Source organism: Embleya sp. AB8, assembly GCF_049739465.1.
In the GTDB taxonomy this organism is placed as follows: Bacteria; Actinomycetota; Actinomycetes; order Streptomycetales; family Streptomycetaceae; genus Embleya.
On the sequence record NZ_JBMHHY010000029.1, the window covers coordinates 1 to 23,290 of the forward strand.

At 69.5% G+C, this 23,290-nt stretch carries 22 protein-coding genes; 6 read left to right on the forward strand and 16 right to left on the reverse strand.

Annotation, left to right across the window (positions count from 1 at the left end; all coding sequences use genetic code 11):
- Positions 1–214 precede the first annotated feature (214 nt).
- From ABIA38_RS35030 to ABIA38_RS35065, 8 genes are all read right to left on the reverse strand, one after another.
- Positions 215–637, reverse strand: coding sequence for an NUDIX domain-containing protein (locus tag ABIA38_RS35030; protein ID WP_424642973.1), 423 nt, complete (start codon positions 635–637; stop codon positions 215–217).
- Positions 634–1,827, reverse strand: a complete 1,194-nt coding sequence (locus ABIA38_RS35035; protein ID WP_424642974.1) for a methyltransferase — start codon at positions 1,825–1,827, stop codon at positions 634–636. The genes ABIA38_RS35030 and ABIA38_RS35035 overlap by 4 nt, the downstream gene beginning before the upstream one ends.
- Positions 1,820–2,740, reverse strand: a complete 921-nt coding sequence (tgmB, locus tag ABIA38_RS35040) for an ATP-grasp ribosomal peptide maturase (protein WP_424642975.1) — start codon at positions 2,738–2,740, stop codon at positions 1,820–1,822. The genes ABIA38_RS35035 and tgmB overlap by 8 nt, the downstream gene beginning before the upstream one ends.
- Before the next feature lie 34 nt (positions 2,741–2,774).
- Positions 2,775–2,990, reverse strand: coding sequence for a putative ATP-grasp-modified RiPP (gene tgmA / locus ABIA38_RS35045; RefSeq protein ID WP_424642976.1), 216 nt, complete (start codon positions 2,988–2,990; stop codon positions 2,775–2,777).
- 85 nt (positions 2,991–3,075) lie between these two features.
- Complete coding sequence (locus ABIA38_RS35050) at positions 3,076–3,375, reverse strand: hypothetical protein (RefSeq protein WP_424642977.1); 300 nt, start codon at positions 3,373–3,375, stop codon at positions 3,076–3,078.
- Positions 3,376–3,636: 261 nt separating this feature from the next.
- Entirely contained in the window at positions 3,637–4,407 is a 771-nt protein-coding gene (locus ABIA38_RS35055; protein WP_424642978.1) for a GntR family transcriptional regulator, read from the reverse strand.
- A 57-nt stretch (positions 4,408–4,464) separates the two neighbouring features.
- Entirely contained in the window at positions 4,465–4,884 is a 420-nt protein-coding gene (locus tag ABIA38_RS35060) for a TIGR03668 family PPOX class F420-dependent oxidoreductase (RefSeq protein ID WP_424642979.1), read from the reverse strand.
- Between the two features lie 34 nt (positions 4,885–4,918).
- On the reverse strand, positions 4,919–5,680 hold the full coding sequence (locus ABIA38_RS35065; RefSeq protein ID WP_424642980.1) for a TetR/AcrR family transcriptional regulator: 762 nt from the start codon (positions 5,678–5,680) through the stop codon (positions 4,919–4,921).
- A 154-nt stretch (positions 5,681–5,834) separates the two neighbouring features.
- Between ABIA38_RS35065 and ABIA38_RS35070 the strand changes: the two genes are divergently transcribed.
- The 5 genes from ABIA38_RS35070 to ABIA38_RS35090 all read left to right on the forward strand — a co-directional run bounded on the left by ABIA38_RS35070 (position 5,835) and on the right by ABIA38_RS35090 (position 13,565).
- Complete coding sequence (locus tag ABIA38_RS35070) at positions 5,835–6,428, forward strand: NADPH-dependent FMN reductase (protein ID WP_424642981.1); 594 nt, start codon at positions 5,835–5,837, stop codon at positions 6,426–6,428.
- Positions 6,429–6,447: 19 nt separating this feature from the next.
- A complete protein-coding gene (locus ABIA38_RS35075; protein WP_424642982.1) occupies positions 6,448–7,932 on the forward strand; it encodes an MDR family MFS transporter in 1,485 nt (494 codons plus the stop codon).
- A 70-nt stretch (positions 7,933–8,002) separates the two neighbouring features.
- Positions 8,003–9,016, forward strand: a complete 1,014-nt coding sequence (locus ABIA38_RS35080) for a methionine synthase (protein ID WP_424643087.1) — start codon at positions 8,003–8,005, stop codon at positions 9,014–9,016.
- Between the two features lie 79 nt (positions 9,017–9,095).
- On the forward strand, positions 9,096–11,309 hold the full coding sequence (ligA, locus tag ABIA38_RS35085) for an NAD-dependent DNA ligase LigA (protein WP_424642983.1): 2,214 nt from the start codon (positions 9,096–9,098) through the stop codon (positions 11,307–11,309).
- 132 nt (positions 11,310–11,441) lie between these two features.
- A complete protein-coding gene (locus ABIA38_RS35090; RefSeq protein ID WP_424642984.1) occupies positions 11,442–13,565 on the forward strand; it encodes a putative bifunctional diguanylate cyclase/phosphodiesterase in 2,124 nt (707 codons plus the stop codon).
- Positions 13,566–13,622: 57 nt separating this feature from the next.
- Here the strand turns inward: ABIA38_RS35090 and ABIA38_RS35095 are convergent, their stop codons facing one another.
- Positions 13,623–14,369: a DUF5753 domain-containing protein gene (locus ABIA38_RS35095; protein ID WP_424642985.1), complete on the reverse strand. Its 747-nt coding sequence runs from the start codon at positions 14,367–14,369 to the stop codon at positions 13,623–13,625.
- On the reverse strand, positions 14,293–14,595 hold the full coding sequence (locus ABIA38_RS35100; RefSeq protein ID WP_424642986.1) for a hypothetical protein: 303 nt from the start codon (positions 14,593–14,595) through the stop codon (positions 14,293–14,295). The genes ABIA38_RS35095 and ABIA38_RS35100 overlap by 77 nt, the downstream gene beginning before the upstream one ends.
- Before the next feature lie 306 nt (positions 14,596–14,901).
- Between ABIA38_RS35100 and ABIA38_RS35105 the strand changes: the two genes are divergently transcribed.
- Positions 14,902–16,059: a methyltransferase domain-containing protein gene (locus ABIA38_RS35105; RefSeq protein ID WP_424642987.1), complete on the forward strand. Its 1,158-nt coding sequence runs from the start codon at positions 14,902–14,904 to the stop codon at positions 16,057–16,059.
- 97 nt (positions 16,060–16,156) lie between these two features.
- On the opposite strand, the gene ABIA38_RS35110 is transcribed toward ABIA38_RS35105, so the two are convergent.
- From ABIA38_RS35110 to ABIA38_RS35135, 6 genes are all read right to left on the reverse strand, one after another.
- Positions 16,157–16,573 carry a VOC family protein gene (locus tag ABIA38_RS35110; RefSeq protein WP_424642988.1) on the reverse strand — a complete coding sequence of 139 codons (417 nt, stop codon included), beginning with the start codon at positions 16,571–16,573 and terminating at the stop codon, positions 16,157–16,159.
- A gap of 59 nt (positions 16,574–16,632) precedes the next feature.
- Complete coding sequence (locus tag ABIA38_RS35115) at positions 16,633–17,805, reverse strand: DUF2330 domain-containing protein (RefSeq protein ID WP_424642989.1); 1,173 nt, start codon at positions 17,803–17,805, stop codon at positions 16,633–16,635.
- 987 nt (positions 17,806–18,792) lie between these two features.
- Positions 18,793–19,905, reverse strand: coding sequence for a tRNA 2-thiouridine(34) synthase MnmA (gene mnmA / locus ABIA38_RS35120; protein WP_424642990.1), 1,113 nt, complete (start codon positions 19,903–19,905; stop codon positions 18,793–18,795).
- 79 nt (positions 19,906–19,984) lie between these two features.
- Positions 19,985–21,172: a cysteine desulfurase family protein gene (locus ABIA38_RS35125; RefSeq protein ID WP_424642991.1), complete on the reverse strand. Its 1,188-nt coding sequence runs from the start codon at positions 21,170–21,172 to the stop codon at positions 19,985–19,987.
- Positions 21,173–21,280: 108 nt separating this feature from the next.
- Positions 21,281–21,955 (reverse strand): trimeric intracellular cation channel family protein, encoded by a 675-nt coding sequence (locus tag ABIA38_RS35130; RefSeq protein WP_424642992.1) that lies wholly within the window; start codon positions 21,953–21,955, stop codon positions 21,281–21,283.
- Positions 21,956–21,991: 36 nt separating this feature from the next.
- Complete coding sequence (locus tag ABIA38_RS35135) at positions 21,992–23,251, reverse strand: ABC transporter ATP-binding protein (RefSeq protein WP_424642993.1); 1,260 nt, start codon at positions 23,249–23,251, stop codon at positions 21,992–21,994.
- Positions 23,252–23,290: the final 39 nt, after the last annotated feature.

The following is a 23,290-nucleotide window of genomic DNA, read 5'->3' on the forward strand; positions in this document are numbered from 1 at the left end:
CAGCAGCCTCGGCTACCGCACGCCCGTCGAATACGAAGCCACACTCGCGGCCTGACCACCACAACGACGGTGTCCGTCAAAGCGGAGCAAGCTCAGGGGCCGGAACGCGGCGATTGGCCTGGGCACCGCCCCGAACGGGCGGGAGGTCTCTCGGCTGTTCTCCGGTGCGCAGCACGGTGCACGACGTTGGGCCGGACGCGCCGTCGGGGTGTGGTCAGTTCGCCCTGGTCGGCCATCCGTGCAGCGTGACGCCGGCCGTTCCGGCGAGGTAGCCGAGGATTCCGGCGGCCGGGTAGGGGATCAGGGCTTCGGGTAGGTCGTGAACGATGAACCAGTCGAGTCGGAGGCACTTGTCCGGCTCACGGTTGACCGGTTCGCCGATCCATCGGGTCGCCTCGAAGAAGAACCCGATCCGGTCGGCGGCCTCGCCGCCTTGGTGGTGGTGAACGGTGTGCACGAGTCGGATGTGATCGGGGTCCACCACGACGCCGGTCTCCTCGTGCGCCTCGCGGACGGCGGCGACGGTGAGGGGTTCACCCGGATCGAGCTTGCCGGAGGGCGAATCGTATCGACACTGTCCGAACGGCCTGGACCCCGCGCGACGGATACGGGCGGGCGGGCCGTCCCGCGCGGTCACAGCTGCCAGGTGGCCCCGTCAGGAGCGTCCAGCCAGACAATGTTGGACTCGGGGGTCACGGTGAGTCCGTAGCGATCCAGGCCGGGTCGGCCGTTCGACCGCCATTCGGACAGCGTTGCTTCCAGGCTGGTGCCGAGGTTGCGTGGGCCGCCCTCGCGGATCGTCCGCGAGCCGTCGCCGGCCTCCTCCAGTACGGCCCAGGAGCCGTCACGGTGGAGGAACCAGCGACCCAGGACGTCCTGTTCGACGTAGCGGAGTCGGATGGTCCCGGGCAGGGCCAGTTGTGCGGACCACAGGAACCCGGGGTCGTCGAAGGCGGCGGGGTCGACATCCGTGGCGACCCGAACGGCCTTCTCCCGCGCGCCGATCGCGGCTCGCATCAACGGGCCGACCTCTGGTCGGGCCGCCTCGCGCGAGGACATGAACGACACGTCGGAGTCGGTGAAGCGGCCGATCGCGCGGTCTTTGGCGGTCGCCCGGAGCTTGACGTACCCGTACGCGCCGAGGGTGCCGCCGAGCGCGAGCAGGATGACGGCGTTGTCGTCGGCCTGCGCCAACCAGTCGGCGGATACCGAGTCGGGTGAGTAGGTGGCGATGATGCGTTGGTAGGGGGCTCGCTCGGGATGCCCGAGGGCACCGTCCCCCACGACCAGGGTGGGGTGGTAGCCGAGTGCGGCCAGGCGCCGCCGATCGGCCGCCGAGAGGTCGGCGTCGTACTCCACGCTCGTCACCCGCTGATCGCCGAGCCGCGCGCAGAGCAGAGCCGTCGAGTATCCGGTGCCGGTGCCCAGTTCGAGGATGTTGGAATCGTCCTCGACATCCAGGTCTTCGAGCATCCGGACCACGGTGGCGGGAAGCGTCGATGAGCTTGTCGGCGACCCCTTGATCGCATTCGCGCCGGGTTCGGCAGCTGTTCCGTGGTCGAGCTGCGTTACCCACGTGCGATTTTGGTAGGCGAACCGGAGCCACTCCCCCGAGGCGGTGTCCTGGCTGATCGCCGTGTATTCGGTGATCCCATTCGCGTCGGGCTCGTCCACGTAGAAGGCCGGCAGCAAGACGTGTCGAGCCACGCCGAGGACCGCGTCTCGCCAGGGGGTCGTACGCAACGCCCCGTCGTTCTCCAACTCGCGCGCCAATTCTTCACGGAGCATCCGGGCCCGAGTGTCCACTCGCGTGGTCGAGTCAGTCATGGGTCGCGCCTTCCTTCAACAAGTCCGCGATGGCGCGCGAGATCGGCACGCCCGTCTCGTGTTCCAGCCAGGACCACTGGCCGTTCGGGTTCACCTCCAGGAACCGCCAGTAGCCCTCGGGGGTCACGATGAAGTCGAACGCGCCGAAGACCAGCCCGAAGTGGTTCATCAAGGCGGCCACGCGGTTGCGTACGGGTTCCGGCACGGTCGTGGGCTTGTAGATGAGGTTGGCGTAGTCCGTCCGCCAGTCGACCCTGGCGGCGTCCGAGTGGGCGTGGATCTCGATGGCGAAGTACTGGTGACCCGCCACCGTCAGGCGGACCTCGTGGCGCTTGTCGATCCACTCCTGGAAGAGGTGGGCGCACAGCCGGACCGAGTTGTCGAGGTCATCCGGATCGATGACGGCCGTGCTGACGGCCGCGCCCAGGCTTTTGGTGATCATCGGGCCTCCGATCTCGGCGGCGAATCTCCGTGCCGTGTCGGGATCGTTGGTGATGACCGTGCGCGGCGGGTCGAGCCCCAAGTCCCGTGCTGCCGCGAGTTGCCAGGGTTTGCGGTTGGCGTCCAGGTCACGCGAAGGGTGGTTCACCCATAGGCACGGAAGCGCGCCGACGACACCCAGAAAGCCGGCCCGCGACTGGGCGGCGGCGAACCGCCGCCCGGCCTCGGACATGCCGTCCGGCATACGGAACTCTTCGGGCCTGCGGAAGTACGCGGAGCGCACCGCAGACAGGTCGAGGGATCGAGAACCGTTGTCCAGGGTGCCCGCCCAGCCGTCCGCGAGAGTGCCCGACAACGCCAGTTCCGTCGGGAACTCGGCGGTGTCGCAACGGAATACGGGTACGCCTTCACGATTCAGGTGCTCGACGACCAGGTCTGCGGCGGGGTCGAGCCGGTTCGTCAGAACCAGCACCGTCCCGTTCGAGTGTTCCGTCGCTACACCCCTCCTACCAGAGGTCGGTGCCCTCGTCGTTGCGGCTGTCGGAGTTGGTCAAACTGCTCGTGTCCTGAGGGGTCTTGTGCGCCCACGGGTTGCCGTCCGCCGCCACGGCGATCTGCAACTCCCGGTCGTACGTGACGCCGTCCGCGTTGGCAGGCCGACCGGTCTGCGGCGGCGCGTAGCGCATGGCGAACGGGATGCGTTTGCTGCTCAGGGTGGTCATTTGCCCTCCTTGGTTCGTCGATACCGCTTGGTGCGGCCCTTACCTGGCGGTCTTCCCCCGGCACTGGGCGGGGCGATTGTGGGGGTCAGCGCGGCGGCCTGACCGGATACAACTCGGATGCGCGCAACAAGTACGGCATGCCGTCCGCGCCTGCCTGGACCATCACCAACTGGTCGTCCTTGAGCCCGTAGCACTCCTCGGCTCGTGTAACCCGGCCAGCGGCGCAGCCGTCGTGACCCTTGCCGGGCAGCGGTGCGACCCAGTCACCGGACGTATATCGCAGCGGAGCGGAGGGCTGCAGTTCGCGCGGCGGTAGTTCGCGCGCCTCTACGACCGGCGCCGCCACTCCGTCCGAACCGACGACGAAGCCCGCGTCGCGACTCACGACGGCCACCGCGTTCCACAAGGCCGCCGAGCAGCCAACCGGGGGTATCGGGCACGGGCCCGGCGGATGATCCATCCCCGCACGGCGTATTGATCCGGGCTCAACGTCCGCAGCACCCCGGGCAGATGCGTCGACTTCGCGTTACGCATTCGGATGCTCCTCCCTGAAGCCAGGCTTGTATATCCAAGCTCAGAGTAGGGCTGCATCACTTGTATATGCAAGTCTGATCGGTGCTTGGAGCGAAAGATCTCGCGATCGGCTTCAGGGAACGTCGATCACGTACTGGAAGACGTGGCGATCGCACGGGACTCGTGAGTCCAGGACTTCCAGCACCTCGCCGGAGCTGACGTAGGCAGTCCGGAACACTCGTGCGAGCGGAACGCCGGGTGGGATCACGAGGTCCGCCGTCTCCTCGGGGGTTGGCATCCGGATTTCCAGGTCTTCAACGAACTGGACGATCCGTTGTCCGATCGGCCCATGGGGGTCCTCGATCAATCGACTGACGCCTCCGCGAATCCGAGGCGACTTCGCGACCGCAGTCCCCGCAAATCGCTTGGCCGGGTAGTAGCCGTCGACGAGCTGCATCGGCTCTCCGTTCACGAGGAATCGGCGACGGCGGACGATGGAGGGAACACCGGGGTCGATCCCCAGACGCTGCGCGATCTCCGGTGGCGTCGGCACCGTCTCCACGGCAAGGATTCGCTGCTCTGCCCTCAGACCCTGCGCCGCCGCCTCGGCATTGAAGTTCGCGACCCCGCTATCCCTGCGACGGCGGAAGTTGGCTCCGGTCGTGAGCACTTGGACGTTCGGACGCGAGCGGACGAACGCGCCCTTTCCCTGGTTGCTGACCAGAAGGCCATCGGCTTTGAGCAGAGCAAGCGACTTGCGCACGGTGACCCGCGTCGTGCCGAAACGGTCCTTGAGGTCGTTCTCGGACGGCAATTGCGCACCGGGCGACAGCTCGCCGGAGAGAATCGATGCTCGAAGTTCCTCAGCGATTCTCCGGAACAGCGGAACAGCTTGATCGGACATGACAGCAAAACCTTCCACTTGGCTATGCAAGCAGGCTATGCCATCACACAGTAAGCTTCACGCGGCGAAGGACCAGCCGCTCAGAGTGTGCACCGTGATCGCCACCACAGGCCCCGTGGGCAGCTGCTCTCGGTACTGGGGGTACCGCTCTCGCAGCAGGTCCAAGGCCCTAGCGCGATCCGCGCCGTCATCCCAGATCTCCGCACTGCCATCGGCGCGGGCCCACCAGAGTTCGGACCAGTCGTCGGCGTACCGATCGACGAGAACCGACACGCGATTGTTCTCACGAATATTGCTCAGTCGCCGCAGGTTCGACGATGTCTTCGGCTTGTGATCGATCGCGAAGTACAAGGCATTTCCTGTCAATACGAATGTAATCGGCACCAGATGCGGCTCACCGCCGCCGGACACGGTGGCCAAGCGGGCGACACGTGACGTCTGGAAACGAATTCGCGCTTCGGCGGAACTCAATCGCATACCCCAACCGTACCGAGAAACCAGCACTCGGGCGTCAGATGCCCATTCGGGCGGCGATGCCGTCGAGGACTGCGTCCAGGCCGGTTTCGAATTGCCATTGGGGGTCGTCTTTGCGTTGGGCGTTGGTGATGTAGGCGGCGTAGGTCGGGTAGCGGCCCGTTGAGATGAGCCAGGTCATTTCCGGGGCCAACGACGTGCGCAGCGCGTTGCCGTCGGTGGCGCCTTCCGCGGCCATCAGGCAGCGGGTGGCCACCTCCGTCGCGGTTCGGCCGTGGACGTACGAGCCGACCGTGTCGACCACGGCCATCATGTCGTCGGCGGACAGGCCCACATCCGCCAGGGCGACCATCCCCCACTCGGCGATCGCCACCCGGTTCGGGGTCGGGGTGATCGCCGCGCGGGCCGACGGCAGTTGCACCAACCACGGGTGGCGCAAGGCCAGTTCGCGCAGGCTCAGCGCCGTCCCGCGCAGCGCCTGTCGCCACGGGGTGCCCGCGACCGGCGCGGTCAGTTCGCCGTACGTGCGATCGACCATCAGCTCCAACAGGTCGTCCTTGCCCGACACATACCGATAGGCCGCCATCGGCGCCACGCCCAGTTCGGTGGCCAACCGCCGCATCGTCACCGCGTCGATGCCCTCCGCGTCGGCGATCCTGACGGCGACTTCGGCGATCCGTTCGGAGGTCAGGACCGTACGTGGCGCCGGGGCCGGATTCTCCAGCCGTTCCCACAACGATTTCCTGGGCGCGTCCGGCTGCTCCTCGGCCGGGGACGGCTTCCTCTTCTGGCCGGCCATGAGTGGGGGCTCCTCCCGGATACGGATACAGATACGGATACAGATACGGATACGGCGTGCTGCGTACAACGTATCAAGAGTGGACGACGTACACGGTGGTGTGTACGTTGTATCTCAGTCGATACGTTGTACACAGATCCCTTCTGGAGCCCCCATGTCCACCACCCCCCTCCGCCTCGTGATCCTCGTCGGCAGCACCCGCGACGGCCGGTTCGCGCCCATCGTCGCCGAGTGGGTGCGCACCCGGGTCGCGGCCCACACCGACGAGTTCAGCGTCGACGTCGTCGACCTCGTCGAGACCCCGCTGCCCACCGAGCTCCCGGCCTTCGGGCAGCCGCCCGCGCCCGGCGCCATCGAACTGCTCACCGCCGTCTCCCCCCGCCTGGCCGCCGCCGACGCCTTCGTGGTCGTCACGCCCGAGTACAACCACAGCTTCCCGGCCGCGCTGAAGAACGCGATCGACTGGCACAACTCCGAATGGCACGCCAAGCCGGTCGGGTTCGTGTCCTACGGCGGGGTCGCCGGCGGGCTGCGGGCCGTGGAGCAGCTTCGGGTCGTGTTGGCCGAGCTGCACGCGGTCACCGTGCGGGACACGGTCAGCTTTCACGGGTGCTGGGACAAGTTCGACGGGGACGGCAACGCGGTCGACCCGGCCGCGGACAAAGCCGCCGAGGCAATGCTCGATCGGCTCGCGTGGTGGGCGCACGCCCTGCGCGACGCGAAGGCCGTCCGCCCGTACGCCGCCTGAGCCCCGGGGACACCGACACATGCGCACCAAGATCCCGTTCGGCGTGCTCGGCCTGGTCCTCGGCATGTTCCTGGGCATGCTCGACGGCACCATCGTGGGCACCGCCCTACCCACCATCGTCGGCGACCTCGGCGGCCTGGATCGGCTCTCCTGGGTGGTCACCGGCTACCTGCTCGCCGCCGCCGCGACCACTCCGCTCTGGGGCAAGCTCGGCGATCTGTACGGCCGCAAGGGCGTGTTCATGACCGCCATCGGGGTGTTCCTGGTCGGCTCGATGCTCTCCGGACTGGCCCAGGACATGAACCAGTTGATCGCCTTCCGGGCCATCCAGGGGCTGGGCGCGGGCGGGCTGATGGTCGGCGCGTTCGCGCTGCTCGGCGCGCTCGTCCAGCCCCGCGACAGCGGCCGCGTGCAGTCGTTGTTCGGCGCGATCATGCCGATCGCGCTCGTCGGCGGGCCGCTGCTCGGCGGGTTCCTGACCGATCACCTGGATTGGCGCTGGGCGTTCTATGTGAACGTGCCGGTCGGGTTGGTCGCGCTGGTGATCGTCGCGGTCGGCATCCGGCTGGAGCACGTACGGATCCGGGCCCGGATCGACTACGCCGGCGCCGCCCTCCTCACCACCGGGATCGTCGCCCTCACCCTGCTCGCCGGCTGGGCGGGCAGCACCTACGCCTGGACCTCCCCGCAGATCCTCGGCCTGGCCGCGCTCACCGTCGCCACGCTGGCCGCCTTCGTACCGGTCGAGCGCCGCGCCGCCGAACCGATCATCCCGCCAAGGCTGTTCGCCAACCGCAACTTCGCCGTCGCGCAGGTGCTCAGCTTCCTGGTCGGCGCGGTAATGCTCGCCGCGATGAACTACCTGCCGCAGTACATGCAGTTCGTCCGCGGCGCGTCGCCGACCGCGGGTGGTCTGCTGCTCCTGCCGTTGATGTTCGGCATGCTCGGCGTACAGATCACCACCGGGCGGCTGGTCAGCCGCAACGGCCGCTACCGGATCTATCCGATCCTGGGCGGCGCGGTGATGATCGTCGGCGCACTCGCCCTGCTCGGCCTGGGCGTACACACCCCGACCGCGCTCGCCTCGGCGCTCACCCTGGTGATCGGGATCGGGATCGGTTTCGTCATGCAGAGCACCATGTTGATCACCATGACCAGCGCCGATCCGCGCGATCTGGGCGCGGCGAGCGGTACCGCCACCCTCACCCGGACCATCGGCGGCTCGCTCGGCGTCGCGCTGTTGGGTGCCGTGTACGCCCGCCGCCTGGACGGCACCGGCAACGACGCCCACCTCACCCCCGCCGCCCTGCGCGACCTCCCCGCCGCCGCCCGGGACACCTTCCACACGGCGGTCACCGACGGCCTGCACGGTGTGACGATCGGGCTGGCGGCCCTGGCCGTACTGGCCTTCGCCCTGTCGTGGTTCGTCCGGGAGATCCCACTTCGCGCCGCACCCGAGGCCGGGTCCGACGTGGCCGCCGAAACGCGGGTCGGCTCGAACTAAGCTTCCGGGCGTGGACACCCCAGAACGTACTTCTCCCTGGTCACCCGGCAGCGCCACCGGGGTCGGTTCCATGCCGGGTGAGGACATCCGCGAGACCGTCAAGATGGTGCTCGGGCTGCTGCCCGACCTGCCGCACCTGCCCGAGTTGCCCGCCCGCGGGCCGGGCGCCGACCTGACCGGTCGCTCGGCCGGGATGTTGGTCGACCTCTATACCGACGTACAGCCGTCCGGGTGGCGCTTCGTGGACCGCCCGGGCCGCGACCACCGGCGGGCCCGCTCGTATCTGGGCGAGGACCTGGACGCCCTGGAGGAGTTCACCCAGGGCTACACCGGTCCGCTCAAGATCCAGGTGGCCGGCCCGTGGACGCTCGCCGCGACGATCGAACTGACGTACGGCGACAAGGCGTTGGCCGACCCGGGCGCCTGCCGGGACCTGGCCGACTCGCTCGCCGAGGGGATCCGACTGCACGTGGCCGAGGTGGCTCGCCGAATCCCGGGCGCCGCGCTGCTCCTGCAACTCGACGAGCCCGCGCTGCCCGGGGTGATCGGCGGCGACGTGCCGACCGCGAGCGGATTCGGCCGGCTGCGCGCGGTGGACAAGGCGGTGGTGCGCGACACGCTGCGTGACGTGATCGCCGCCGCCGGGGTCCCGACGATCGTGCACTGCTGCGCGCCCGGCACGCCGATCACCCTGCTTCGGCAGGCCGGCGCGGTGGGCGTGTCACTCGACTTCTCCCTCCTCCAGGAGGCCCAGGACGAATCGATCGGCGAGGCGGTCGAGGCGGGCTTCCGATTCCTCGCCGGCGTGGTGCCCAGCCTGGCGGTTCCCGAGCCGGAGGCGGCCGAGGTCAAGCCCGGTGTGGGAGCGCGGCCACTGTCCGACCCGCCCGGTACCGTCAGGTCTGTCGGAACGTTGTGGAACAGGCTCGGCTTCGCGCCGGAGTCGCTGGCCGAAGCCTTCGTGGTGACCCCCACGTGTGGCCTCGCCGGCGCCTCCCCCGCACATGCCCGAGCCGCTCTGTCACACAGCGTGGCGGCCGGCCGGGTGCTTCGGGACGATCCCGAACGGGCCATGCGGAAGTAGGCGGTCCGCAAGCGGAAGCGGCCGATCCGCATTCGACGAATGCCAAGAATTCGAACTGGTGGCGCTGGAGGGCGACGACGTGGCTGGTGCGACGACCGGAGTGGACGAGATCCCGGCCGAGGTGCGCGAACGCGCCGCGACCCTCGCCCGTGAACTGGAGGAGCACCGCTTCCGCTACTACGTGAAGGACGCGCCGACCGTCAGCGACGGCGAGTTCGACGCGCTGATGCGGGAGCTGGAGGCGATCGAGGCCGAATACCCGGCGCTGCGCACGCCGGACTCGCCGACCCAGAAGGTGGGCGGCACGTACTCGACCGACTTCACCTCGGTGGACCACCTGGAGCGCCTGCTCAGCCTCGACAACGCGATGAACGAGGAGGAGCTGGACGAGTGGGACGACCGGCTCACCCGTGAACTGGGCGCGGGGACGTTCCACTACCTGTGCGAGCTGAAGATCGACGGGCTGGCGATCAACCTCCTGTACGAGAACGGCCGGCTGGTGCGGGCGTTGACGCGCGGAGACGGGCGCACCGGCGAGGATGTCACGCCGAACATCCGGACCATCGCCGAGATCCCGACCCGGCTGCGCGACGACGGCGGGCACGACGTACCCGAACTGGTCGAGATCCGCGGCGAGGTGTTCTTCCCGATCGAGAAGTTCGAGGAGTTGAACGAGCGCCTGGTGGCGGCCGGCGACAAACCGTTCTCCAACCCCCGTAACGCCGCCGCCGGCTCGTTGCGGCAGAAGGACCCTCGGGTCACCGCGTCCCGCCCGCTGCACATGATCGTGCACGGCATCGGCGCCCGCCGGGGCTTCGACATCGACTGCCAGTCGCACGCGTACGAGCGCCTGCACGCCTGGGGGCTGCCCACCGCGCGGCACAACAAGGTGGTCGACACGATCGACGAGGTGAAGGCGTTCGTCCGGCACTTCGGCGAGCAGCGCAACTCGGTCGAGCACGAGATCGACGGCATCGTGATCAAGGTGGACGAGATCCCGATCCAGGGTCGGCTCGGCGCCACCTCGAAGGCGCCGCGCTGGGCGATCGCCTTCAAGTATCCGCCACAGGAGGTCAACACCAAGCTGCTCGACATCGAGGTGGGCATCGGCCGCACCGGGCGGGTGACGCCATTCGCGGTGATGGAGCCGGTCACCGTGGCCGGTTCGGTCGTCGCCCGCGCGACGTTGCACAACCAGCAGGTGGTCAAGGCCAAGGGGGTCCTGATCGGCGACACCATCGTGCTGCGCAAGGCCGGGGACGTGATCCCGGAGATCCTCGGCCCGGTGGCCGATCTGCGCGACGGCAGCGAACGCGAGTTCGTGATGCCCACGGCGTGTCCCGAGTGCGGGACCGAGCTGCGCGCGATGAAGGAGGGCGACATCGATCTGCGTTGCCCGAACGCACGTTCCTGCCCGGCCCAGTTGCGCGAGCGCATCTTCTACCTCGCCGGTCGCAAGGCGTTCGACATCGAGGCACTCGGCTACGAGACGGCGGTGGCACTGACCCGCCCCGACGCGGGTCCGTCCGTCCTGGACACCGAGGCCGACCTGTTCGCGCTGACCGCCGAACAACTGCGCGACGTACAGATGTTGCGCAAGGTCAACCGCAAGGGCGCGGCCGAGGACGAAAAGGAACTGGTCCCCTACTTCTGGTCGAAGGCCACCTACGACAAGGAGGGCAACGTCAAGAAGCCCTCCGAGCCGAAGGCCAACACGGTCAAGCTGATCGAGCAGTTGGCGATCGCGAAGAGCCAACCGCTCTGGCGGGTGCTCACCGCGCTGTGCATCCGGCACGTCAGCGACACCACGGCGCGCGCGATCACGACCGGCTTCCACGACCTGGACCGGCTCGGTGCCGCGTCCGAGGAGGAGATCGCGGCGGTGGACGGCGTCGGGCCGATCATCGCGGGCGCGGTGGTCGAGTGGTTCGCCGAGGACTGGCACCGGGAGATCATCGAGAAGTGGCGCGCGGCGGGCGTGCGGCTGGCCGAGGAGGGTGCGGACGAGAAGAAGGCGCCCGGCCCTCTTGACGGAATTGTGACGGTCGTCACCGGGACGCTGTCCGGCTACACCCGGGACAGCTCCAAGGAGGCACTGGAACGGCTCGGCGCCAAGGTGACCGGTTCGGTCTCGAAGAAGACGGACTTCGTCGTGGTCGGCGACAATCCCGGCTCCAAATACGACAAGGCCGTGCAACTGGGCCTGCCGATCCTGGACGACGAGGGCTTCGCCGTACTCCTGTCCGAAGGGCCCGACGCGGCCCGCGCGTGGGTGGCCGAGCGCGCCGGCTGATAACCCTCCCTCCGGGTGCCGGAACGACCTACCCTGGGCACGAGCTTGCCCGCACGGTGGGCTCGGTGCCCCACAGGCGTACCCGTCCCGGCGCCCGGGATGCCGCCCGACGAGGCCGCAGGGAGCAGGCGCATGGGTCGGATCGGCAGGACGGACCTGTCGCGACTGGCACGACCGCGCGCGTTCTTCATCCATACCGGGATCGTCGCGCTGGTCGGCCTGCTCGCACTCGTCGTACCACCGACGATCGAGCTGATCGACGGCCGCTCCCCGGTCCCGCTGACCCCCGGCGTGTGGATCATGCTCGGGCTCGTGTCGATCGACGGGGTGTACACGGCGCTGACCCGCCGGGGGTTGTACATCCCCGGCGCGATGCCCTCGATCGCCATCACGTTCGGCCTGTTGCTGGTGCACGGGTGGCAGGTCGCCGCGTTGTGGCAGGCCGTACCGGTGTTGGTGTCCGGGCTGCTCAGACGCGATTCGTGGTGGCGGATCGGCTACACGATGGGCCACTACGTACTGGCCTTTGTGGCCGCCGACCTGGTGCTCGAATTATTCGGGATGGACCCGGGACCGGATACCGCCCGGGCGCTGGATGTCGCCGACTTCCCGGTGGTCGTCCTCGCCGGATTCGCGATGGCGGTCGTGTCGCAGAGCTCGGGCTGGCTGGTCCGGGCGAGTTGGCGCGGGACCAGTGTGCTCACGCTGGTTCGGGACGAGATGCGAGTGCGCGCGGTGTCCCATGGCGCGCTGATCGGGTTGTCCCCGCTGATCGCCGTGGTCTGCGCCGAACAACCGTGGTTGCTGCCGCTGTTCGTGGTCCCGTTGCACACCCTCTACCGCAGCACGATGGTCCGCTTCGACCGTGAGCAGGAGTCCCGGCACGACGCGCTCACCGGGCTGCCGAATCGCCGGCTGCTGCTCGAACGCGGCGAGGAGGCACTGGGTCGCGCGGGTGGTCGGGGTGGCCGGGTCGCCCTGCTGCTGCTCGACCTGCATCGGTTCCACGAGGTCAACGACACGCTCGGGCATGTCGCGGGCGATCGCCTGTTGCAACAGGTCGGCGCGCGGCTGGCCACGCTGGTGCGGCCCGGGGACACCGTGGCCCGGCTCGGCGGGGACGAATTCGCGCTGCTGTTGCCGGGGTTGGACATGGGCGCCGATCGGCAGACCGCCCAGGAGGTGGTCCTGGGCCTGGCCCAGCGGATCGTGGACCGGCTCGGCGAGCCGTTCGATCTGGACGAATTGACGCTGGACGTGGAGGCCAGCGTCGGCGTGGCGATCTTCCCGGACCACGCGTCCGATGTCCTCGGGCTGTTGCAATTCGCCGACGTGGCCATGTACTTGGCCAAGCGTTCGCGCAGTGGCGTGGAACTGTACGACGATTCGCGGGACGTGAACACGCGCGACAAGCTGCTGCTGCTCGGCGATCTGCGCCGGGCGTTGGACAACCACGAGGTCGAGTTGCACTACCAGCCGAAGATTCGGCTCGCGGACGGCCGGGTGGACGGCTGCGAGGCGCTGGTGCGCTGGCGGCATCCGACCCGGGGGCAGGTCTCCCCCGAGGAGTTCGTGCTGCTCGCCGAGCAGACCGGGCTGATGCCTCGGCTCACCCGCTATGTGGTGGACGTCGCGCTGGACCAGGTCGCACGCTGGCACGCGGAGGGCATCGAGGTGCCGGTCGCGGTGAACATCTCCGCCCGGGACATCCATGTCCCCTCGTTCGCCGACTCGGTGGCCGCCGGGCTGCGCGAACACAACGTGGCGGCCGAGGCGTTGCAGTTGGAGATCACCGAACGGGTACTCCTGGAGGAACCCCAGCGGGCCGCCGAATCACTGGACGCACTGCGCCGGTTGGGGGTGCGGTTGTCCCTGGACGACTTCGGGACGGGCTATTCGTCGCTGGTGCATCTGCGCCACATCCCGGTGAGCGAGATCAAGATCGACCGCTCGTTCGTGGCCCGGCTGACGATGAACGAGGAGGACGCGGCAATCGTCTGCTCGATCGTTCAACTGGCGCACTCACTGGGCCTGCGGGTGGTCGCCGAAGGGGTCGAGGACGAGGCGACCTACCAACGATTGCGCGAGGTGGGCTGCGACGCCGCGCAGGGATGGCTGATGTCGAAGGCCCTACCAAGCGACGAGGCCACCGCATGGCTGTTGCGACACGGCGCCGGCCGCCACGGAACGAGCAGCCACGCAACGCCGGTGGGACCCACGGAAATCCACTCACACCGACGCGCGGACGTGAGCTGAGGGCGGCCGTTGGCCGTTCGCTGGTTCATGACCGAACCCCTATACTCCGTCCTCGGCTCAGTCGAGGGCGGCCAGGGCCGCCGCGATGAGCGACCGTGCCGAAGCACCGCGCACAGCTGCCTTGGACTGCCGTTCAAAGGCTCGGGCGTACAGCTCGATCTGGCTGGGCTGCATGAGGGTGGCAGCAGCATCCAAGGTATCCGTATGAACCCTGGTGTCATCAAAGATGGTGAAGGTCGACATCGGCCACACGTTCCGTTGTGCCGAGAACGGAATGATGCCCACGGCAACGTTCTGGAGGTCCATGACTCCGAGCAGATGGCCAAGCTGCGCCGCCATGGTCTCGGCGCCGCACAGCCGGTGCCGCAACACCGACTCCTCGAGCACGAACGCGAAGCGATGCATTCCGTTGTTCAGCACTGCGTTGCGTCGCATTCGGACCGCCACCGCATCGCCTACGTCGTCCGGAGTTCCCCGGAGGTTCGCGATGGTCGACAGCAAGGCCGTGGCGTATCCGGCCGTCTGGAGGAAGCCGGGGATGACGTCGGACACGTAGACCCTGAATACGCTCGTTTGTTGATATAGATCCCCTACGGACTCTTGCAGGCGGCGGAGGCCGGTCCGCTGGAGTTGCTTCCACTGCGGGTGCCACCAGGATTCGCGGTTCTCCCAGTCGATGCGCTCGCCCCGATGCCATGCCTCGAACCGGTCCGTGGGGGCGTAGGAGTCACGCAACTCCAAGTGGACAGCCGTGCGTTCGCACCGACCAAGCAGCTCGGCGAAGCCGACCACGCTCGACGGCATCACACGCCTCCCTGATCATCGGAATCATCCGGGCGGGGATCCTGACGATCGCCTCGCCGGCGGGCACCGGAGCGTTCGCAGGACTGGTTGCCTCGCACTCCGCCCGAGTCTCGGGGCTCACCTTCCACCCCTGCAACAAGATCTCTCGAGCTTCCACATCCGCCCAAGCGGTAGGGCAGTGGTCCCGGTCGGTATCAGGGTCGATTCCCACGAACTCTACGGCCACGGCCGGCTCGCCAATCCAGGTGCTTGCTCGGACTTGCATCAACCCTGCCGAGCTGTGGAGACGACGTCAATAGCGCCATCAGCCAGGCCGATTGGTGTGCAAGCTCAGGCAAGTTTGTGGAGTTCCGGGCCGGCGACTTCCTACGGTCGTTCCAGCTGGGGCGCACCACGAAGGCAGTCAGGTCCCGTACCGCACCGTAGGAGCGAGCGAAGGGAACAGCATGGCGACAGCGACGCCGTCCGGCCGAGGCGCGGCCGGGGGCATGGCGAGTGCGACCCGCACGGCGAAGCACAAGAAGCCCGCGCCATGCGCGATTTGCCGGGGCACGGGGAAGATCATCATCAATCACGATGGCAAGCAAGAGGAACGGGCTTGCGGGCGCTGCAACGGAACCGGGACGGTCGGATGAGCAACGCTTCGCGTGAGCTGCTGGGCAGGGATCGCACACCGTTTCTACCTGACGTCGTATGGCGGAGTGTCGCAGGGAACTTCGTTCGACTCGACCGACACGAAGACCCGGACGCGTGGCACGCGGCGGCGGACGCAGACTGCCCGCTTGTCACCCAATGGGACGACGGCGCGAGCGAGGACCCGGAAGGACTGCCGACCTGCTCCGCCTCCATGCCCTCACTGGTTCGGGCCATGCTCGACGAGTGCGACATCCTTCCCGGACATCGCGTCCTGGAAGTCGGCACCGGAACCGGCTACACGGCGGCACTGCTCAAAGATCGGGTCGGTAGCGCCGGCGTGGTCGTGTCGGTCGAAGTCGACGCCGGCATCGCGTCGGCGGCCCGGGAACGGCTTGCGGCGGCCGGGGTCGAGGTTGACGCCGTGTGCGCCGACGGGTTGGCCGGATGGAAGCAAGGCGCGCCCTTCGATCGGGTGCACATCACGTGCGGTATCCGGGCCATTCCCTCGGCGTGGTTGCGGCAGTGCCCGGACGGGAAGCTGGTGATGCCCTGGGGGCCGGCCAACGACGACGGCGCGGAGCGGCTGCTCAGCATTGACATGGCCGGCGGCATCGGAATCGGGCGGCTGGGCGAAAAGCTGTCGTTCATGAAAGCGCGCTCGCAACGGTCGACCCCTTGGTACGACTGGCCGGACACCGGGGAGGCCGGCAAGGCAGAACTGCCCGTCACATGGTCCGAGATCGAGGGACCCACCAGCCGCGACGACGAATTCGCCTTGGGACTTCTCAGCGGTACCACGTTCCGCCTGTCCGGCAGCCACGACGACGAGGATGGGCGTGTCCTGTGGTTGGAACGCGGCGGCGAATACGCGTCGATCGGGTTCGGCAAGCACCACGCAACCACGATCGCCGGTGACTCGACGGTCATCGGCGCGTACTGCCGAGGGTTGCGGTGGTGGCTCGACCACGGCCGCCCCCGGACCGCGCGACCTGGGACTACGCGTCACGCCGAACGGCGACCACGCCCGCCTCGAAGTGTGGGTCGGCTCTGCTGAGCACCTGGTCTCATTCGGCAACACGTAGCACCGGGCCGCGAGCCCGTACGGTAAGCGCGATCGAGATCGACATCGACCGCTGCGGGTCGACACCTGATCAGCCCGATTCGGCTGCCGCTGTCGCTGCCGCTGCCGCGCGGTCGGGGGCGCCGGCTTCTACGCAGAATTCGTTGCCGGCCGGGTCGGCGAGGACGACCCAGCCTCGGCCGTTGGGCTTGCGTTGGTCGGCGACGAGGGTCGCGCCGAGGGCGAGCACTCGGTCGACCTCGGCCTCGCGCGTGCCGTCCGGCTCCAGGTCGAGGTGGACCCGGTTCTTCGCCGACTTCGCGTCCGGTACGCGGACGAACAGCAGCGCCGGGCGGCCGTCGGGGGCAATCACGGCGGCCTCCTCGTCGCCGGGGAAGTCGTCGTCGCCGATCGGGAGTTCGAGCACCTTGCTCCAGAACATGGCCAGGTCGTAGGGCTCGTACGGCGGGGCGCAGTCGAAGGTGATGTGTCGGATGGAGGAACCCACGCGATCTCCTGACGAATGAAGTCGGTGTTGGGGTGGCCGTCGGCCGGGTCGGCAGTTTGTCAGGTCGGTCGGTGTGGTGCGTACATCGGGCGGGGCGGGTACGCGGGCGGTGGCGGGGGCGTGGGCGGGGTGGTCGGGCGGGTGCTGCGGCGGCGGAACCACAGGATGCCTGCGACGAGCAGTACGGCGGCGCTGCCCAGGACGGTGAGCAGCCAGACCGGGAAGCCGCCGACGGTGAGCAACTCGTCGTGGTAGATCGCCCGTTGGTAGCCGGTGTCGTGGGCGGCGGCGCGGAGTTCGTGGTCGGCGGCGATCCGGGCCGGGATCGGGAAGGACTGGTCGAGCGCGGTCAGGAACGGCGGTTTGCCCGCGATCGGGGCCAACTCGCCGGGTCCGGCGGGGGTTTGTGATTGCCGGCCGGCGTACAGCAGGTCCGGGGTCTCGCCGCCGATGTTCGAGACGGGCTCCATCCGATGCGCGGCGAGTACGTAGAGCCGGAGCCGTTGGGGCACCTTGGCCAGTTGGGACAGCCGCATCGGGTAGACGAGGTGGTCCGAGGCGAAGCTCAGGTGCAGCGGGTCCAGGCTGCCTCGGAGGGCGCCCGGTTGGGCGGGGGCGAGGCGGATCGCCACGTACTCCCAGTGTTGCCGGACGTAGGGCTCCAGGGCCGCAGCGAGGGCGGTGGGCAGGTGGAAGCCGTTTTGGCTGAGCCAGGTTTCGAGCGCCTGCGGGTCGGTCGCGGCAAGCCGGGCCACGTCGAACGCGCCCAACTGCTCACGCCCGACCACCTCGACGCCGGCGCCGGCGGCGTCCCCGGGCGGTCCGGCCGGGCGGGCGGCCCCCTTGTCGTGGCCGCCGCCGGAGAAGGGCCAGTCGCCCGACCTGGGCCAGAAGTAGTGCCGGGCCCGGCTGACCGGCTCCACCACCCGCTCCAGGTCGGCGAACAGCGCGTAGTTCCCGAGTGCGAGGGTGGCCCGCGAGGGCACCGGCATGATCCAGGCCGCCTGGTCCGCGTCCCCCGACACGGTCAGCCGCATGTCGATGTCCTCGACGCCCCCGTCCCAGCGCACCACGGAGGTCTCCTGGCCGACGGTCAACGTCCGCCCGCCAGCGGGGATGGCCGCACCACACCCACAGGCCCAGGCGGGTTGGGCCACCATCACGACCTGAACGGCCAATACGGCCAAGAGCAGCCGCAACGCCCTGGCCCACCAAGCGTTCCGCACATCCATCGCACACCATCCCCCGTCAACCACGGATCGAACAGCACTGCGACGCACGGCCTCGCGATCCGGTTCCGGCGGGGTGCGGGGTGCGAGACGCGGGCGGCGGGGTGCGGGGTGCGGGTGCGGGGTGCGGGTGCAGGCGGCGGAGTGCGGGGTGCGGGTGCGGGCAGCGGGGTGCGGGGTGCGGGCAGCGAAGTGCGGGGTGCGGAGTGCGGGGTGCGGGCAGCGAAGTGCGGGGTGCGGAGTGCGGGGTGCGGGCAGCGAAGTGCGGGGGGCGGGATGCGAGGCGCGGGATGCGGGCGACCAGGTGCGGGCAGCGGGGCCGCATGAGGCTGACCCGGCGCGCCTGGACGGCGGGTACACCCTCCCGAGCCGGGTGACGCGCAACTTTCGGGTCCGTACAGCCAACTTTCGTCGGTGTCGGGGGTGTTCCGTGGCCGGCATCGTTGCAAACGCGCGGATGTTCCCCGTGAGTGAAACCCATCCGCGCCAAGGTGATGTCCACGTCGAGTCGGCAACCGCCGCTGGTGGTGTGCGGCGGGGCCGTGCGGGCGTCACCCGGTCCCCGGGCCGCACACACACCCCGGCCCGGGGGCCTTTTACGTTGCACTTGGCTCGGGAGGGTGTACCCGCCCGCTCCACCGTTGCGTTCGGCTCGAGGGCTGCGGGATCAGCGGCTGCGGGGCGGCCAAGTCCGGCCTCGCGGCCCCCGGGGTGGCCGACCGGGATGTGCTGGATTGGCTGCGGTTTCGCGGCGGGCCTCCCCAAGTCGCCGACGGACGCCGCGGTTTGGCGCGTCAGCGCCCACGAGATGGGCCCGCCCAAGTGATCGACGCGCGAAGCGCGGAGAGCGGCGGAGCCGCAAGTTTGGGTGGGGTGGCCCGGAGCGAAGCGGAGGGACACACCACCCCGAGCGAGGTGCCGCTTTTTGCGGAGGAGCGAAGCGGGGGAGCAAAAAGCGGCACCTCGCGAGCCGGCGGCGAAGCCGCCCGACTAAGCAGTGCCGTCGATCGTGGCCGAGCCCACGACCCTGGTTCCGGCGTACAGGACCACTGCCTGGCCTCGAGCGATGCCTCTGATCGGTTCGGCCAGCCGTACTCGGACCTCGTCGCCGACCACCTCTGCGACCGCCGGGGTTTCCTCGCCGTGGGCGCGGACCTGTGCGGTGCAGGTCAGTTCGCCGATCGGGGCCGGGCCGCACCACCTGGGGCGGATGCCGACCAGGCGATCGACGTCGAGTGCCTCCAGCGGGCCCACCGTGACCGTGTTGCTCACCGGGGAGATGTCCAGGACGTAGCGGGGCTTCCCGTCGGCGGCCGGCCGGCCGATGCGCAGGCCCTTGCGCTGGCCGATCGTGTACGCGTACGCCCCGTCGTGTTCGCCGAGCTTGGTGCCCGTCGCGTCCACGATGTCGCCACGTTCGGTGCCCAGGTGCTTGGCCAGGAAGCCCTGGGTGTCGCCGTCGGCGATGAAGCAGATGTCGTGGCTGTCCGGCTTCTGCGCCACCGCCAGGTCGCGGCGCTCGGCCTCGAGGCGCACGTCGCCCTTGGTGTCGCCGCCGAGCGGGAACATCGCGTGGGCGAGCTGCTCGGTGTCCAGGACGCCCAGCACGTACGACTGGTCCTTGCCCATGTCCACCGACCGGTGCAACTCGCGCGAGCCGTCCGGGTGCTCGACGATCTGCGCGTAGTGCCCGGTGCACACCGCGTCGAAGCCGAGCCCGAGCGCCTTGTCCAACAGCGCGGCGAACTTGATCTTCTCGTTGCAGCGCAGGCACGGGTTCGGGGTGCGGCCCGCCTTGTACTCGGCGACGAAGTCGTCCATGACGTCCTCGCGGAACCGCTCGGCCATGTCCCACACATAGAACGGGATGCCGATCACGTCCGCGGCCCGCCGCGCGTCGCGGGAGTCCTCGATCGTGCAACAACCCCGGGCCCCCTCGCGCAGCGTCGCGGGTTTCGCGGAGAGGGCGAGGTGGACACCGACCACGTCGTGTCCGGCCTCGACCGCTCGCGCGGCGGCAACGGCGGAGTCGACCCCGCCGGACATGGCGGCGAGCACCCGGAGGCGGCGGCCGTTGGCGGGATGAAGCGTGTGATCAGACATAGCGCCTCAAGAGTACGTGGTCGACCCGGCGAGCCCCGAGGGGCCGGAAGAAAACCACTGCCCGCGCGGCACATGGCCACTATCGCCGCGCCGACACCGACCCCGCCGACCGGGCCCGGGTCACCACCGGCAGGATCGCCTCGCCCAGCTCGGCGACCTCGGCCTCCGTCGTGGTGTGGCCCAGGCTGAACCGCAACGACCCGCGCGCCCGCTCGCCGTCCGCGCCCATCGCGAGCAGCACGTGGCTCGGCTGTGCGACGCCCGCCGAGCAGGCCGAGCCGGTCGAACACTCGATCCCGCGCGCATCCAGGAGCAGCAGCAGCGAGTCGCCCTCGCAGCCGGGGAAGGAGAAGTGCGCGTTGCCCGGGAGGCGGTACCGGGGGTCGAGGCGTCGGTCGCCGTTGAGTTGGGCGTCCGGCACGGCCGCGATGATCCGCCGGACCAGCTCGTCCCGCAGCGCGCCCACCCGCCGGGCGTACTGCGCCTGTTCGCGGACCGACTCCTCCGCCGCCACCGCGAGCGCCGCGATCGCCGGGGTGTCCAGCGTGCCGGAGCGTACGTCGCGTTCCTGGCCGCCGCCGTGCAGCACCGGCACCGGGGTGATGCCGCGGCCGAGCACCAGCGCGCCGCAGTTGCCCGGGCCGCCCAGCTTGTGCCCGGTCACGGTCATCGCGTCCAGGCCGGTGGCGGCGAAGTCGACCGGGATCTGGCCGACCGCCTGGACCGCGTCGGAGTGGAACGGGATGCCGAACTCGTGTGCGATCTCGACCAGCTCGGCGATCGGTTCGACCGTGCCGACCTCGTTGTTCGCCCACATCACCGACACCAGCGCCACCGACGCCGGATCGCGCTCGATCGCGGCCCGCAGGGTGTCCGGTTGCACCCGCCCGTCGGCGTCCACGTCCAGCCACTCGACCACCGCGCCCTCGGCCGACTCCAGCCACAACACGGGGTCGAGCACCGCGTGGTGTTCGACCGGACTGACGAGTATCCGCCGCCGGGCCGGGTCGGCCGCGATCCGGGACCAGTAGATCCCCTTGACCGCGAGGTTGTCGGCCTCGGTCCCGCCCGCCGTGAAGACGATCTCGCTCGGTCGTGCGCCCAGCGCATGGGCCAGCGACTCGCGGGATTCCTCCACCGTGCGGCGCGCGCGTCGCCCGGACGCGTGCAACGAGGACGGGTTCCCGAGTTGGGCAAGCTGTACGGTCATCGCCCGGATTGCCGAAAGGCGCATCGGGGTGGTCGCCGCGTGATCGAAGTAGGCCATCGCACTGCGCAGCTTAGTCGGGTACGCGTGGACGCCGGCGCGGGCGGCCGTCCACCCGCCCGTCCACCCGCCCGCAGCGCGACCCGCCGCGGCCGGACCGGGAGGGCTTCAGTGCTCTTCGGCGCTGGTCCCGGAGTTGCGGCGCCACGCGCGTGGCGCGCGCCAGCCGCGCCGGAGCGCGAGTACGCGGAGCAGGAAGGCGAACATCACCGCCGCGGTGGCGGTCACCGGTCCGAACAGGTCGAACTCGATCAGTCCGGCGGTGATGCCCGCGCCGAGCAGCGCCGGGAAGGTGTAGATCTCCTTGTCCCAGCGCAGCAGCGTGGGTACCTCGCGCGCCAGCACATCGCGCAGCGCGCCGCCGCCGACCGCGGTGGTCACGCCGAGGGCGGCGGCCGGGATCGGATTCAGGCCGTACGCGTACGCCTTCGCGGTGCCGGTCACGCAGAACAGCCCGAGGCCGGCCGCGTCCAGGACGTCGATCGCGGACATGATCCGCTCGACCTGCGGGTGCAGGAAGAAGACCAGTCCCGCGGCCAGCAACGGGGTGGAGAAATAGCCGAGATCGGTGAACGCGGCGGGTGGCACCGAGCCGATGATGACGTCGCGGAGCACCCCGCCGCCGAGCGCGGTGACCTCGGCGAGCAGGGTGATCCCGATGACGTCGAAGTTCTTCCGGACGGCCATCAGCGCGCCCGCCGCCGCGAACACGAAGATGCCGATCAGGTCCAGCACCTGCTGGAGCGTGTGGTGGAAGATCTCGGGCGGCACCTGGGGCGACATAACGGATGTTCTACACCGCCGGGTGCGGCCTGTTACTCATGGGGCCGGTGTGTCCGGTGGGTCGGCTTTCGCATCGGCGTTCGCATCGGCCTTGGCCTCGGCCTTTACGTCGGACTTTGCCTCGGTCGCCTCGGCTGCGCCGGTAGCGGTCGCCGCCGCTTCGGCCGGCGCCTCGGGCGCCCGCTTCACCAGCTCGATCACCTCACCCGCCGGTGCCGATCCCGGCATGTTCTCCGGGAAGTGGCAGGCCACCTGGTGCCGTCCGGCCACCGCCGCCAGTGGCGGCTCCTGGGTCTTGCAGATGTCCTGCACCTTCCAGCACCGGGTGTGGAAGCGGCAGGCCGGCGGCGGGTCCATCGGGCTCGGTACGTCGCCCTTGAGCAGGATCCGGTCACGCGACTCGCGCCGGGCCGGGTCGGGCACCGGTACGGCGGACATCAGCGCGACCGTGTACGGATGCTTCGGCGCGGTGTACAGGTCCTCGCGGTCGGCGATCTCGACGATCTTGCCCAGGTACATCACCGCGACCCGGTCGCTGGTGTGCCGCACCACCGACAGGTCGTGCGCGATGATCAGGTAGGTCAGCCCGAACTCGCTCTGCAGGTCGTCGAGCAGGTTGACCACCTGCGCCTGGATCGACACGTCGAGGGCGGAGACCGGCTCGTCGGCGACCACCAGCTTGGGCCGCAGGGCCAGCGCGCGGGCGATGCCGATCCGCTGCCGCTGGCCGCCGGAGAACTCGTGCGGATAACGGTTGTAGTGCTCGGGGCTGAGCCCGACCAGTTCCAACAGTTCCTGGACGGCCTTCTTGATCCCGCCCTCGGGGGTGACCTTCTGCAACCGGAACGGCAGTCCGACGATGGTGCCGACGGTGTGCCGGGGGTTGAGCGAGGACTGGGGGTCCTGGAAGATCATCTGGAAGTCGCGGCGCAGCGGCCGCAGTTGCCCCCGGGACAGCGGGGTGAGGTCGCGTCCGCCGAACTCGATGGTGCCCTCGGTGGGGTCCAGGAGGCGCATCACCATCCGGCCGGTGGTCGACTTGCCGCAGCCCGATTCGCCGACCAGGCCCAGCGTCTCGCCCTGGTGGATGTCGAAGTCGAGCCCGTCCACGGCCTTGACCGCGCCGACCCGCCGCCGGGCCATGCCGGCCCGGATCGGGAAGTGCTTGCGCAGTCCGCGAACGCGTACCAGCACCTCGCGTTCGGCCTCCTTGGTCCCGGTGGACCCGGTGGACCCGGTGGTCCCGGTGGTCCCGGTGGTCCCGGCTGCCACGCCGCCCGCCTTCGCAGCCTTCACGTCGTCTCCTGCTCCGGCGCTCTCGGCCACTTCCGCGTT

Coding starts and splice junctions, on each gene's coding strand:
- ABIA38_RS35060 (WP_424642979.1), bottom strand. CDS start 4,884: ATGCGATTGAGTTCCGCCGAAGCGCGAATTCGTTTCCAGACGTCACGT.
- ABIA38_RS35090 (WP_424642984.1), top strand. CDS start 11,442: ATGGGTCGGATCGGCAGGACGGACCTGTCGCGACTGGCACGACCGCGC.
- ABIA38_RS35095 (WP_424642985.1), bottom strand. CDS start 14,369: ATGCCGTCGAGCGTGGTCGGCTTCGCCGAGCTGCTTGGTCGGTGCGAA.
- ABIA38_RS35075 (WP_424642982.1), top strand. CDS start 6,448: ATGCGCACCAAGATCCCGTTCGGCGTGCTCGGCCTGGTCCTCGGCATG.
- ABIA38_RS35080 (WP_424643087.1), top strand. CDS start 8,003: ATGCCGGGTGAGGACATCCGCGAGACCGTCAAGATGGTGCTCGGGCTG.
- ABIA38_RS35070 (WP_424642981.1), top strand. CDS start 5,835: ATGTCCACCACCCCCCTCCGCCTCGTGATCCTCGTCGGCAGCACCCGC.
- ABIA38_RS35035 (WP_424642974.1), bottom strand. CDS start 1,827: ATGACTGACTCGACCACGCGAGTGGACACTCGGGCCCGGATGCTCCGT.
- ABIA38_RS35065 (WP_424642980.1), bottom strand. CDS start 5,680: ATGGCCGGCCAGAAGAGGAAGCCGTCCCCGGCCGAGGAGCAGCCGGAC.
- ABIA38_RS35130 (WP_424642992.1), bottom strand. CDS start 21,955: ATGTCGCCCCAGGTGCCGCCCGAGATCTTCCACCACACGCTCCAGCAG.
- ABIA38_RS35055 (WP_424642978.1), bottom strand. CDS start 4,407: ATGTCCGATCAAGCTGTTCCGCTGTTCCGGAGAATCGCTGAGGAACTT.
- ABIA38_RS35125 (WP_424642991.1), bottom strand. CDS start 21,172: ATGGCCTACTTCGATCACGCGGCGACCACCCCGATGCGCCTTTCGGCA.
- tgmA (WP_424642976.1), bottom strand. CDS start 2,990: ATGACCACCCTGAGCAGCAAACGCATCCCGTTCGCCATGCGCTACGCG.
- mnmA (WP_424642990.1), bottom strand. CDS start 19,905: ATGTCTGATCACACGCTTCATCCCGCCAACGGCCGCCGCCTCCGGGTG.
- ABIA38_RS35105 (WP_424642987.1), top strand. CDS start 14,902: ATGCGCGATTTGCCGGGGCACGGGGAAGATCATCATCAATCACGATGG.
- ABIA38_RS35115 (WP_424642989.1), bottom strand. CDS start 17,805: ATGGATGTGCGGAACGCTTGGTGGGCCAGGGCGTTGCGGCTGCTCTTG.